We start from the raw sequence: 12472 nt of genomic DNA on the forward strand, positions 1-12472 counted from the left end.
ACGCCACCCAGATGTTCGTACCCAAACTGATCACCGCCCTGCAGGAAGGCTACGGCCTTGCCAGCCTGCGCAAGGATGCGCTGAGCGGCCTGACGGTCGCCATCGTCGCCCTGCCGCTCGCCATGGCGATCGCGATTGCCTCGGGCACCACGCCGGACAAGGGGCTCTTCACCGCCATCGTCGCCGGCTTCCTGATCTCGGCGCTGGGCGGCAGCCGGCACCAGATCGGCGGGCCGACGGCAGCCTTCGTCATCGTCGTCTATGGCGTGATCGAAAAACATGGCTTCGACGGGCTGGTGATCGCCACACTGATGGCCGGCGTCATGCTGGTGCTGCTCGGCGCCCTGAAGCTGGGTACGCTGATCAAGTTCATCCCCTACCCGGTCGTCACCGGCTTCACCGCCGGCATCGCCATCACCATCTTCTCGACCCAGATCAAGGATTTCTTCGGCCTGCAGATCGACCATGTGCCGGCCGACTTCATCGCCAAATGGGGCGACTACGCGAAAGCCGCACCGAGCTTCAGCCTGCATGCTACCGTCATCGCGCTGGTCACGCTTGGGATCATTGTCGGCCTGCGGCGCTGGAAGCCGGCCTGGCCCGGCATGCTGATCGCCGTGGTGGCCACCACGCTGGCGGTGCATTGGCTGCAGCTGCCGGTCGACACCATCGAAAGCCGCTTCGGCGCCATTCCCAATACCCTGCCGATGCCGGAACTGCCGCAAGGCATCACATTGCGCCGGCTGTATGAGCTGCTGCCCAGCGCCATCACCATCGCGCTGCTGGCCGGCATCGAAAGCCTGCTGTCCTGCGTGATCGCCGATGGCATGACGGGGCGGCGGCATCGCTCGAATATCGAACTGATCGGCCAGGGTGTGGCCAATATCGCCTCGGCGCTGTTCGGCGGCCTGCCTGCCACCGGCGCACTGGCGCGCACTGCCACCAATATCAAGGCCGGTGCGCTGACGCCGGTATCGGGCATGCTGCATGCCGTGTTCCTGCTGGTCTTCATGTGGCTGCTGGCGCCGCTGGCCGGCATGGTGCCGCTCGCCGCCCTGGCCGGCATCCTTGTCGTCGTCGCCTGGAATATGAGCGAGGCCGAACGGCTGAAGCATTTCCTGCATGCGCCGCGCGGCGACCAGCTGGTGCTGGCCGTCACCCTGATCCTCACCGTGCTGGTGGATATCACCGTCGCGCTGGAAGTGGGCATCGTGCTGGCCGCACTGGTGTTCATCCGCCGCATGGTGGAAACCACCGATGTGAGCGCCGTGGCCGGCGCCGATCTGGCCGAACGCGCCGAGACTGAGGCCGGCGCCACCGCACTGGCCGCCATCGACATCCCCAAGGGCGTCGAGGTGTTCGAGATCAGCGGGCCGTTCTTCTTCGGCGTCGCCGCCATGCTGGCCGATATCCTCGACCGCATCGAGAAAGCGCCGCGGGTGTTCATCCTGCGCATGGGCAATGTGCCGCTGGTGGATGCCAGCGGCATCGATGCACTCGGCAGCTTCATCGACAAGAACCGCGCGCGCGGCACCGTGGTGCTGCTGACCCGCGTGCAGCCGCAGCCGCTGCAGGTGCTGCGCGAGATGGGATTGCTGGAGCGGCTGGGGCCCGGTGCAGTGCAGCCGAACCTGACGGCAGCACTGGCGAAGGCGCGGACTATCGTCGCAGCCGCGCCAGCGGAATCCTGACCGCGTCGATCAGGTCGTCGGCGATCAGGCCGACGCCAAACTCAGCCGCCGCTGCACCATGCAGCCAGACGGCGGCGCAGGCGGCCTCAAACGCCGGCATGCCCTGCGCCAGAAGCCCGGCACAGAACCCGGCCAGCACATCGCCTGCTCCTGCAGTTGCCATATCAGGAGGAGCATTCGTGTTGATCGCCGCCCTGCCATCGGGATCGGCAATCACCGTATCGGCGCCTTTCAGCACGATCACCGCATTGCTGATCTTGGCCGCCATCCGCGCGCGCGCCAGTTTCGGCAGTGCGGCCAGATCGGGGAACAGGCGGGCGAATTCGCCATCATGCGGCGTGAGAATCGTCGGGCCCCTGATCGCCGCGAACAGCCGCTTCGGATCATCCGCAAACGCCGTCAGCGCATCGGCATCCAGCACCACGGGACGTTTGCTCGCCAGCGCCTCCAGCACCGCCTGTTGCGTCGCCATGCCACCGCCGTTACCCGGCCCGAGCAGCAGCGCATTGCGGCGCGGATCGGCCAGTGCGGCGCGCCAGCCCGGAATGCCGTCGCAGCGTTGGCGCATCAGCGCATCCGGGCCGCCCCCCTGCAACATGGCCTCCTGCGGCTGCGCCAGCGTCACCAGCCCGGCGCCGATGCGCAATGCCGCATGACCGGCCAGCCGCGTCGCACCGGCCTGGCGGCCGCCGCGCACCAGCACATGACCACGGGCATATTTGTGATGCGCCACATGCGGCACCGGCAGATATGCGCGCCACAGGGCCGGATCGTTGCGCCACTGCTGCGGCCTGATCTCGGCCAGCACCGCATCGGGAATGCCGATATCGGCGACATGCAGTTCGCCGCAGAGCAGCCGGCCGGGCAGCAGCAGATGGCCCGGCTTGGGCCGGAAGAAGGTGACGCTGCGCGTGGCCTGCACCGCGCCGCCGCGGAACTTTCCGTCATCGCCGTGCAGGCCGCTGGGCAGATCGACGGCCACAACCGCGGCGCCGGATTCATTCACCGCATCGACCAGTGCCAGGGCGGCACCCTCCAGGGGTTTGCTCAGGCCGGCACCGAACAGGGCATCGACGATCACATCGGCCTGCATGATCTGCACCGGCGTTGCGGCCAGCACTGCGCCGCTCCAGCGCCGCGCCATTTCCGCCGCATCGCCTGTCAGCGCATCGCGCGATCCGAACAGCAGCAGTGTGACCTGCCGGCCGGCATCTTTCAGCAAGCGTGCCGCGACAAAACCGTCGCCGCCATTGTTGCCCGGCCCGCAGAGCACCACCACGCTGCCATGCGCATGATGGCGCTGCACCATGCGTGCCACGGCGGCGCCAGCGGCTTCCATCAACTGCAGTCCCGGCACACCGCCACTGATGGTCGCGCGGTCGGCAGCGGCCATTTCGGTGACGGTGAGCAGGGCGGCGTTATGCGTCATGCCAGTTTCGGCCTCGGCTTGTGCCAGTCGGTCGCGGCTTCATAGGCGGCGCCGGCACGCAGCAGCAGGTCTTCGCGATGCATCGGGCCGACCAGCTGCAGGCTGATCGGTAGACCGGATTTCGAAAAGCCGCAGGGGATGGACAGCCCCGGCTGCTGCGTCAGGTTGAAAGGATAGGTGAAGGGCGTCCATTCCGTCCAGTAGGCATCACCCATGCTCTCGGGTGCCAGACGCCCGGCCGTGAAGGGCAGCACGGCGAGGCTGGGGGTAAGGAGCAGGTCGTATCGTTCGTGGAAGCGCTTCATCAGCACGCCGAGCCGGCCGCGCTCGTTCTGCGCCTGCAGGTATTCCTTGGTGGTGATCTTCGCCCCCGCCTCCGCCGTTTTGATCAGGCCGGGGTCGAGCATGGCAAACTTGTCTTTCGGCAGCGCCATCGTCGCATTGTAGGCACCGAGGAACCAGTGCACATGGAACATCTCAATGGGATCGGCAAAGCCCGGATCGACCTGCTCGACACTGGCACCCAATGCCGCGAACTGTTTCGCCGCGACATCGACGGCAGCCGCAATCTCGGGATCGACTTTCGCAAAACCCAGCGTCGGGCTGTAGGCGATCTTCAGGCCCTTCACGCCTTCGCGCAGGTTGGCGGTGTAGTCGCGTCCGTCATAGGGCAGCGCGAACCAGTCGCGCGCATCGGGCTTCACCATCTCGTTCAGCATCAATGCCGCATCGCGCACCGTGCGCGTCATCGGGCCGAGATGCGCCACGGTGCCGAAGGGGCTGAGCGGCGCCGCCGGCACGCGGCCGAAATTGGGTTTCAGGCCGACAATGCCGGTGAAGCCGGCCGGGATGCGGATCGAGCCGCCGCCATCGGTGCCGACCGCAAGCTGGCCGAGGCCGGCAGCGACCTGCGCCGAGGCGCCACCGGATGAGCCGCCCGGCGTGAGAGCGGTGTTCCACGGGTTGCGCGTGGTGCCGGTGAGCGGCGAGTCAGTCACACCCTTCCAGCCCATCTCGGGCGAGGTGGTCTTGCCGAGAATGACGCAGCCGGCTTCGCGCAGGCGCGCGGTCACCGGTGCATCCTCGCCCCAGGCCTGGTTCGGATCGACGGTCTTCGAGCCGCGCAGCGTCGGCCAGCCTTTGGTGAGGATGATGTCCTTGATCGAGGCCGGCACGCCGTCGATGGGGCTGAGCGGTTTGCCGGCTTTCCAGCGCGCCTCGGAGGCTTGGGCATCGCGCAGGGCGGCCGCGTCATCGACCAGATTATAGGCATTGAGCTTCGGGTTGATCGCGGCAATGCGCTTGAGCAGGGCCTGTGTCACCTCGACCGGCGACAGGGTGCCGGCGCGATAGCCTTCGACCAGATCGGCGGCCGGCATGTAGCAGAGGTCTTCACTCATTCTGGATCTGTCCTGTTCAACGCGGCTGAATGGTCATCAGTAGATCGGGCGACGGCCGCAGGGTGATTTTCGCCACCGGCGTCACCACGGCGCCCGGCACCAGGCGGGCACGCAATTTCTGCGCCAGCGTGGCGAGGATCAGCACCGCCTCGATCATGGCAAAGCCCTGGCCGATGCAGATGCGCGGCCCGGCGCCGAAGGGCAGATAGGTATAGCGCCGACGCGCGGCGGCATTTTCGGGGGCGAAATTCTCCGGATCGAAGGTATCGGGATTCTGCCAGTAGAGCCGGTGGCGATGCATGATCCAAGGCGACACCACCACCATGGTGCCGGCGGGTATCTCGATATCGCCGAAGCGGTCGGCGGCGACCGCCTGCCGCGCCGTGGTATGCGCCGGCGGATAGAGGCGCATCGCCTCCTCGATCACCATGCGGGTATAGATCAGCCTGTCGTAATCGGCATAGGTGGCTGGCCGGCCATCGAGGACGGTGTCCAGTTCGGCATGCAGCTTCGTTTCAACAGCCGGGGCGTGACTGAGCAGATACCAGATCCAGGCCAGCGCTGTGGCGGTGGTTTCATGGCCGGCGAGGAAGAAGGTCGCCATCTGGTCGCGCACCTCGCGATCGTCCAGCACGCTGCCGGTCTCGTCATCGCGCGCTGTCAGCAGCAGGCCGAGCAGATCGCTGCCCGGGTTGCCGCTGTCGCGGCGACGCCGGATCAGGCTGTTGATGATGCTATCCATCTCGGCCAGCGCGCGCTGGCCCTCGCGGGCGTCGGGGCGCGGCACCCAGCGCGGCAGGCCGAGCAGGTCGGGGATATTGGGCCGCACCGTGATCTGGTAGCGGTCCATCGCAGCGCCGACAGCCGACACATCGGTGGCGGCATCGGCGCCGAACATGGTGCGCGCGATGATGTCGAGCGTCAGCAGCATCATCTGCTCGGCCATGTCGATGCTCTGCCCTTGCGGCAGCGCCACCAGCTTTTCCGCCAGCGCGGCGGAATAGTCGGTCATGATCTCGGCGAAGCCGGCGAGCCGGCGCGGCTGGAAGATCGGCGCCATCATGCGGCGCTGGCGTTTCCATTCGGCGCCTTCGCTGGTGAGCAGCCCCTTGCCCAGGCCGGGCTCCAGCATGCGCTTGCCGACCGGGTCGCGTTCGTAGTTGGCCGCGTTGTCGAGCATGACATGGCGGATCAGATCAGGGTGGTTGGCCAGGATCATCGGCTTGAAGCCAAGCCGGTAGACGATGATGTCGCGCTCGAAGGCCTCCCGCGTATAGGTGCCGATGGCGTTCTGGCGCAGCGTCTTCAACAGCTGCAGCAGCGGCAGCCGGCGCTCATGCCGCGCCGGATAGGCCGGGATAAAACCCAAGATATCTCTGGGGCTGTCGCTGCCCATGACAGTGCCGGAGGTCATGCGATTACATCGTGGTCGTCATGCCGCCATCGACGGTGAGCAGGTGGCCGTTCACATAGCTCGCCGCCGGCGACGCGAGGAACAGCGCGGCCCCGGCCAGTTCCTCGGGCTTGCCCCAGCGGCGCAGCGGCGTGCGGTCGGTAACGTATTTCACGAAGTCGGCATTCTTCATCAGCTCGGCATTCAGTTCGGTTTCGAAATAGCCCGGCGCGATGGCATTGCAGGTGACGCCGCTGGCGCCGAGTTCGGCGGCAAAGGCCTTGGTCATGCCGAGGATGCCATGCTTGGCCGCCGCATAGGCCGGGATGCCGGCGCGGCCCCAGACCGACATCACCGAACCGATATTGATGATGCGGCCATAACCACGCCTGGCCATGCCAAGACCGGCCGCCTGCGCCAGCGCGAAGGTCGCCGTGAGATCGACTTCGATCACCTGCCGCCAGTCCTCCAGCTTATACTCGGCCAGCGGCTTGCGGATATTCATGCCGGCATTGTTGACCAGGATGTCGAGGCTGCCATGGGTTTTCTCGATGGCGGCAATCGCCGAGACGCCGGCGGGAATGTCGGCCACATCGAAGGCGGCGATATCGACCAGGCCATGACGGCGCACCACATCGGCGGCCGTCTGCAGCGTCTCGACATGGCGGCCGTTCAGGATCACCAGCGCGCCGGCCTCGGCAAACAGCTTGGCGAATTCCAGGCCGAAGCCGCGCGAGGCACCGGTGATCAGCGCCACCCGGCCGGTGAGATCGAACATTTGCTTCAGCACGGTGAATCCTCCCACACACATTTCTTGCCCCGAGTTTACCGGTTTGGAGGCTGGACACCAGCCCGCCCGGCTTCCTACCATCATCGCAACACAGGAGGACGCCATGCTGCGCTGTTATCAGGTTGCCGCGTTCGGCAAGCCGCTGGTGCTGACCGAGAAGCCGCTGCCGCAGCCGGCCGGGCGCCAGGTGCTGCTCAGGGTCGAATGCTGCGGCGTCTGCCACAGCGACCTGCATATCTGGGACGGCTATTTCGATCTCGGCGGCGGCAAGCGCGTGGTGGCAGCGGCGAATGGCAGCCTGCTGCCGCTGACACCCGGCCATGAGATCACCGGCACGGTTGTGTCGGCCGGCCCGGAGGCGGTGCAGGCGAAAGCCGGGCAGCGCCGGCTGGTCTTCCCCTGGATCGGCTGCGGCACCTGCCCGCCCTGCCGCGACGGCAACGAACATCTCTGCGCCGGCGCGCAGCAGGCCATCGGCATCTTCACCGATGGCGGCTATGCCAGCCATGTGCTGGTGCCCGACGAACAGTATCTGCTCGATATCGGCAGCCTCGATCCGGCGCTGGCGGCGACCTATGCCTGCTCCGGCCTCACCGCCTATTCGGCACTGAAAAAGCTCGGTCGCCTGCACGCGGATCACAGCCTGCTGATTGTCGGCGCCGGCGGCGTCGGCCTGAATGCCGTGGCGCTGGCGCAGGCCATGACCGGCGTGGCGCCCATCGTGGCCGATCTCGATCCGGCCAAGCGCGCCGCCGCCCTGCAGCTGGGTGCCAAGGACGCCATCGATCCGCGCGCGGACGGCGCGCTGAAAGCGCTGCTGAAAGCCACCGGCGGCGTGATGGCGGCGGTGGATTTCGCCGGCTCGGACACCAGCTTCGGCTTCGGCTATGGCGCGTTGCGCAAGGGCGGCCATCTGGTCACCGTCGGCCTGCTCGGCGGCACGGCGACGTTTTCCATCGGCCTGCATGTGATGAAGGGGCTGCGGGTGAGCGGCAGCTATGTCGGCAGCCTGACCGAGTTGCGCGAGCTGCTGGCGCTGGCGCAGACCACCGCGCTGCCGCCGCTGCCGATCACCCTGGCACCGCTGGACCAGGCGACCGCCTCGCTGGAAAAGCTGAAGGCCGGCCAGGTGGTGGGAAGAATCGTGCTGGAGGCCTAGTTGAGCGGCCGTTCCCCGATCTCTTCGGCCACCATGACCAGATAACCATCTGGATCCTGCACGAAAACCTCAAGCTGTCCGGATTCCCGGTCTCCGACGCGCCGCCATGTTTCACGCAGACCGGTATGAACCGGCCAATCCATCGCAGTCAGGGCGGCGATGACGGGATCGAGCCGTTTGACATAGACCTGCAGCATCAGACCCCGGCCATAGGGCCGCTGCAGCGGTCCGGTTTCCCATTGGCCATGGCGCTGGCAGAGCATGATCTGCGCACCATCAGGATGTTCAAGATAGACAAAGCGTTCTGCCGGTCGCTGGTAGGCGATACCGAAACCGAGCACGTCGCGCCAGAAGCTGAGGGATATGGTGAAATCCTGCACCAGCAGTTCCACCATCAGTCTGGGCCAGCCGCTGCGCGGCGGACCGCCGTATTGATTGGTCATGAGCTTTCTCCGGCAGAAATCCTGCCAGGAGAATCTTGCAGGGAATTGTTACAGGAACAGCGCCAGCACGCCGGTATAGCCGTAGAGCCGCGACTGGGCGATCTCGCCGCCGCAATACATGCCGACCAGCGGCAGGTCAGGGAACACGGTCTGGATGCGGGCCAGTTCGCTGGGCGACTGCACGAACTGGTCCTGGCAGCGCGCCATGCAGGAATACCACAGGGCGCCGCGCGGCACGCGGTCGCCGCAACGGCGCTTCACCTCGGTGAGCATGCGGTCCATGTCGCGGCCAGCGGAGTCGATATCGCGGCGGCAGAAGAAGATCTGCTCGCCCTCCTCCACCATGGCGCCGATGGCGATGCCGCCGGCCTGGGGGTCGATGCCGATGATGTTGCGCACCAGGAAGTCGGGCCGGTCGGCGCCGGTGATCGGCAGGCCGACCATCAGGCCGCTGGAAAGCTTGCGCAGATCCTGCAGCGATTCGACCGCGAAACTGTCGCGCAGCACGTCATAGGCCGGCTTGGAATCGAGTTCGAGAATCACGTTGCCATCGGCCGCGGTGATCTCATGCAGGCCGCCGACCTGGCTGCAGCCTTGAGTCAGGCTGGTCATCATCGGCTGCGCTTCGGAAAACACGATGCCCGACATGCCGCCTTCGATGGCGCTGCCGGCCCATTGCGGGCGCGGCCCGCGCGCCGCCACCAGGCCGCCGACCAGATAGGCGCCGCAGGCTTCGGAAAAATCCTCGATCAGTTCGGGCAGCGCCGGCACCTGCGGATCGGCATGCACGACGCCGAGCCAGCCCTGCGGCCGTTCGGTGGGACGGGTGAAGACCTTGGCGCTGCCATCGGGCACGGTGCCGACCAGGCAGGCGACGACAGGCTCGTCGCAATATTCTTTGTCGCCGGCGGCGATGCTGTAGCCGCAGGCGCCGACCATGTTGGCAATGCCGGTGGCTTCGGTCAGCCGCTTCATGATCTGCGGCAGGCGGTCGGCCATGCGGTCGCTGACATAGACAAAGCCGACATTGGCGGTATCGGAGAGCGGCATCAGCTGCAGCAGGCAGCCATCGACCGCCATGCGCCAGTCCTCGGCCGCGCCGACACCGAGACGGAAGCGGGAGCCCGTGGTCTGTTCGGTCATACCGTATCTCCCAATACTGCCAAGCCTTTTCCGTGTCGGCCTGTGCTGTCGGTCACTCTATAACAGTTTCGGGGCCGGTGAAAATTCGCCAAACCATGAAATTATGCGATTGTCAGTCCTAGGAGGCCCCGCCATGCCCCATCCGGTCCGCAATATTATGTCGTCAGTGATTCTGGCCCTCAGCCTGGCCGTGCCGGCGTATGCAGCCGAGCCGACCAGCCCGATCGGGCGCTGGAAAACCATCGACGACGAAACCAACACACCGCGCAGCATTGTCGAGATCCAGGATGTGAACGGCGAGTTGCAGGGTCGCATCCTGCAGATCTTCCTGCGCCCGGATGAAAAACCCGATCCGCGCTGCGAGGCCTGCGAGGGCGACCGCAAGGACCAGCCGGTGATCGGCATGGTGTTCCTCTGGGGCCTGAAAGCCGATGGCACCAATGAATGGGCCGGCGGCGGCGTGCTCGATCCGAAGAACGGCAAGACCTACAACGCCAAGGCCAGCCTCACCGAAGCGGGACAGAAGCTGCGCCTGCGCGGCTATATCGGCACGCCGATCCTGGGCCGCACGCAGGTGTGGCTGCGCGAGCCTTAACCGGAGATTTTTTTCGCCAGCGCCGGCGACAGCCCGATGCTGGGCACGCCGGGCGGCGTGGCAAACGTACCGATGCCGGCCTTGCCGAGTTTCGATGCCGCCACCGCTTCGGTGATGCGCACGGCAGCTTCGGTGCTGTCGATCAGCGGCACCGGCACCTGATCGCGGATCACCGCAGCCAGACCGGCCAGCCCCGCACCACCCAGGATCACCGTATCGGCGCCATCGGCGGCAGCGGCCTTGCAGGCATGCGCCAGCAGCGCCATCGAGCCGTCGGGGTCGCGCGCGATATCGCCGCCGGTGGGCGCCACCGTCTGCACCGACGCCAGCTTGTCGCTCAGGCCACGGCTGGCGACGAATTCATGCAGCATCGGGCCCCAGCGTTCGCCGCCGGTGACGATGCCGAATTTCTTGCCGAGGCTGGCCGCCAGCTGGATCGAGGCATCGGCCATGCCGACCACCGGCACATCGCAAAGTTCACGCAGGCCATCGAGGCCGGGATCGCCGAAACAGGCCAGCAGCACGGCATCGAAGCCACCATCGGCATGTTCGGCCCAGGCATCCAATGCTGCATGCGCAGCGATAACATAGGAACTGCGCGTGGCGACATAAGCCGCGCCGAAGCGCCCGGTGGCACCGACCAGCGTGGTGCCCGGCGACACCACCTGGCGCGCGACGCTGAGCACCTTGTCGGTCATCGGCGCGGTGGTGTTGGGATTGATCAGCAGCAGTTTCATCAGCCCAGCTCGAATGTGGTGATGCCATAGAGATGCGCGATGTCGACCACCGGCGCCGCACCCTTATACATGCGCGCGGTCTCGAAGTCCGGTTTCAGGCCGGCGCTTTCGGCGAGTTTCACCGCCTGCGCGTTGGTTTGCGGCACATCAAGCCAGACCGGGCCGGTGATGCCCTCGCACAGACCGGCGAGCAGGTCGGCGGCCATGGCCGGCGTTGCGGCATACAGCGGCCCGATCTTGTGGCCGCTGCGGCAGGGCCGGATCACGCCCAGGCCGGCAAGGTCGCCATCGACAATGCAGGCCAGGGCACGATGGCCCGGTGCGGTGAGCCAGGCGGAGAGAAAACCGTCGCGCGGTGCCGGGAAGAAGCGGCGGTCATAGGCCAGCAGCCGGTCGAAACCGATGCTGCGCGCATCGACCAGCGCGGCAGAGGGCTTGCCGAAGGCCGGTGTGCCGCCATAGCGGATGTTGCGATGCGCCAGCGCGAAGCCAGATTTGCGGTAATTGTCCTGCTGCGCCAGCACACCATCGAGGCCGACCACGCGTTCGCCCAGATGCTGCAGTCCGGCCTGCCACACCGCCCAGCCCCTGCCCTTGCCGCGCCAGGCCGGCGCCGCGATGTAGAAGCCGAGGAAGCCGTAGCGGTGGCCGTAGCGCACCACGGAAACACAGGCGACCGGTTCGCCATCCTGCAGGCCGATCAGGAAGCCCTGCGGATCGGCGGCATGGAAGATGCCGGCATCACTGAGGCCCGGATTCCAGCCCTCGGCAGCGGCCCAGTCGACAGCGAGATCGAGCTGGGCACGGCTCATCACATGCACGGAAAAACCGGTGGTCATGACGTCGGACTATACGCCCCTGCCGGCATCGGAGCCATGCCGGGCGCGGCGCCAGCGCACAAAGCTGACGGCGCCGAGCGCCAGAATGATGATGATAAAGGAAAACGCGCTGGTGACGGTGCCGAGCGCATAGAGCACCGGCGTCGTCACATTGGTGGTCATGGCATAGATTTCCAGCGGCAGGGTGTTGTCGGTGCCGGCCGTCATCAGGGTGCGGGCGAATTCGTCATAGGACAGCGTGAGGCCGAACAGCGCGATGCCGATCAGGCTGGGCAGGATGATCGGGATCACCACATGCCGGATCACCTGCCAGGGCGTGGCGCCGAGATCACGGGCGGCTTCCTCGTAGGATTTGTTGAAGCGGTTGAAGATGGCAAACATGATGAGCAGGCCGAATGGCAGCGTCCAGGTCAGATGCGCGCCGAGCGCCGAGCCATACCAGGTGGTATCCCAGCCGATGATGCGGAACTGCAGGCCGATGCCGAGGCTGACCAGGATGGAGGGCACGATCAGGCTGGCAATCGCCATGTAGAAGATCACGCCGGCACCCTTGAACCGGTGGCGGAAGGCCAGGCCGCCGGACAGTGCGATCACAACGGTGAGCAGCATGACGATGACGCCGAGAGAAAAGCTGCGCGCGAAGCTGCCGGCGAAATCGCCAACCATCTGCTTTTCCGTCAGGTTGCGGAACCAGTTGAGCGAGACACCGCGCATCGGGAAGGTCAGGCCGCCTTCCGGTCCCTGGAAGGACAGGATGAAAATGGTCGACATCGGGCCGTAGAGAAACAGCACGAACAGGATGAAAAAGGCACCCAGGACGTAGAAGGCCTTGCCGCGTTTCTGGTCGCGCATG

General features: G+C 66.3%; 12 protein-coding genes. 3 read left to right on the forward strand and 9 right to left on the reverse strand.

What is annotated here, in order from left to right; all coding sequences use genetic code 11:
- The first annotated feature begins 11 nt into the window (after positions 1-11).
- Positions 12-1691 carry a SulP family inorganic anion transporter gene (locus tag AAG799_RS00480; protein WP_341893806.1) on the forward strand — a complete coding sequence of 560 codons (1680 nt, stop codon included), beginning with the start codon at positions 12-14 and terminating at the stop codon, positions 1689-1691.
- Here AAG799_RS00480 and AAG799_RS00485 read toward each other — a convergent pair.
- The 4 genes from AAG799_RS00485 to AAG799_RS00500 are packed head-to-tail and all read right to left on the reverse strand — an operon-like array spanning position 1660 to position 6703.
- Positions 1660-3120, reverse strand: a complete 1461-nt coding sequence (locus AAG799_RS00485) for an NAD(P)H-hydrate dehydratase (RefSeq protein WP_341893807.1) — start codon at positions 3118-3120, stop codon at positions 1660-1662. The genes AAG799_RS00480 and AAG799_RS00485 overlap by 32 nt on opposite strands.
- Complete coding sequence (locus AAG799_RS00490) at positions 3117-4520, reverse strand: amidase (RefSeq protein ID WP_341893808.1); 1404 nt, start codon at positions 4518-4520, stop codon at positions 3117-3119. The genes AAG799_RS00485 and AAG799_RS00490 overlap by 4 nt, the downstream gene beginning before the upstream one ends.
- A gap of 16 nt (positions 4521-4536) precedes the next feature.
- Positions 4537-5934 (reverse strand): cytochrome P450, encoded by a 1398-nt coding sequence (locus AAG799_RS00495; protein WP_341893809.1) that lies wholly within the window; start codon positions 5932-5934, stop codon positions 4537-4539.
- Positions 5935-5938: 4 nt separating this feature from the next.
- Positions 5939-6703, reverse strand: a complete 765-nt coding sequence (locus AAG799_RS00500) for an SDR family oxidoreductase (protein ID WP_341893810.1) — start codon at positions 6701-6703, stop codon at positions 5939-5941.
- A 103-nt stretch (positions 6704-6806) separates the two neighbouring features.
- Here AAG799_RS00500 and AAG799_RS00505 point away from each other — a divergent pair, with 103 nt between their 5' ends.
- Positions 6807-7862, forward strand: a complete 1056-nt coding sequence (locus tag AAG799_RS00505; protein WP_341893811.1) for an alcohol dehydrogenase — start codon at positions 6807-6809, stop codon at positions 7860-7862.
- Here the strand turns inward: AAG799_RS00505 and AAG799_RS00510 are convergent.
- Both AAG799_RS00510 and AAG799_RS00515 read right to left on the reverse strand, forming a co-directional pair.
- On the reverse strand, positions 7859-8305 hold the full coding sequence (locus AAG799_RS00510) for a VOC family protein (protein WP_341893812.1): 447 nt from the start codon (positions 8303-8305) through the stop codon (positions 7859-7861). The two genes, AAG799_RS00505 and AAG799_RS00510, sit on opposite strands and share 4 nt — an antisense overlap.
- A gap of 48 nt (positions 8306-8353) precedes the next feature.
- A complete protein-coding gene (locus tag AAG799_RS00515; protein WP_341893813.1) occupies positions 8354-9448 on the reverse strand; it encodes an FIST C-terminal domain-containing protein in 1095 nt (364 codons plus the stop codon).
- Positions 9449-9581: 133 nt separating this feature from the next.
- Here AAG799_RS00515 and AAG799_RS00520 point away from each other — a divergent pair, with 133 nt between their 5' ends.
- On the forward strand, positions 9582-10043 hold the full coding sequence (locus AAG799_RS00520) for a DUF2147 domain-containing protein (RefSeq protein WP_341893814.1): 462 nt from the start codon (positions 9582-9584) through the stop codon (positions 10041-10043).
- On the opposite strand, the gene AAG799_RS00525 is transcribed toward AAG799_RS00520, so the two are convergent.
- The 3 genes from AAG799_RS00525 to AAG799_RS00535 are packed head-to-tail and all read right to left on the reverse strand — an operon-like array spanning position 10040 to position 12471.
- On the reverse strand, positions 10040-10780 hold the full coding sequence (locus tag AAG799_RS00525) for an aspartate/glutamate racemase family protein (RefSeq protein ID WP_341893815.1): 741 nt from the start codon (positions 10778-10780) through the stop codon (positions 10040-10042). The genes AAG799_RS00520 and AAG799_RS00525 overlap by 4 nt on opposite strands.
- Entirely contained in the window at positions 10780-11619 is an 840-nt protein-coding gene (locus AAG799_RS00530; protein ID WP_341893816.1) for a GNAT family N-acetyltransferase, read from the reverse strand. Before AAG799_RS00530 ends, AAG799_RS00525 begins: the two co-directional genes overlap by 1 nt.
- 9 nt (positions 11620-11628) lie before the next feature.
- Positions 11629-12471 (reverse strand): ABC transporter permease, encoded by an 843-nt coding sequence (locus AAG799_RS00535; protein WP_341893817.1) that lies wholly within the window; start codon positions 12469-12471, stop codon positions 11629-11631.
- Position 12472 lies beyond the last annotated feature (1 nt).

It is taken from the genome of Ferrovibrio terrae (assembly GCF_943371255.1).
GTDB classification, from domain to species: domain Bacteria; phylum Pseudomonadota; class Alphaproteobacteria; order Ferrovibrionales; family Ferrovibrionaceae; genus Ferrovibrio; species Ferrovibrio terrae_B.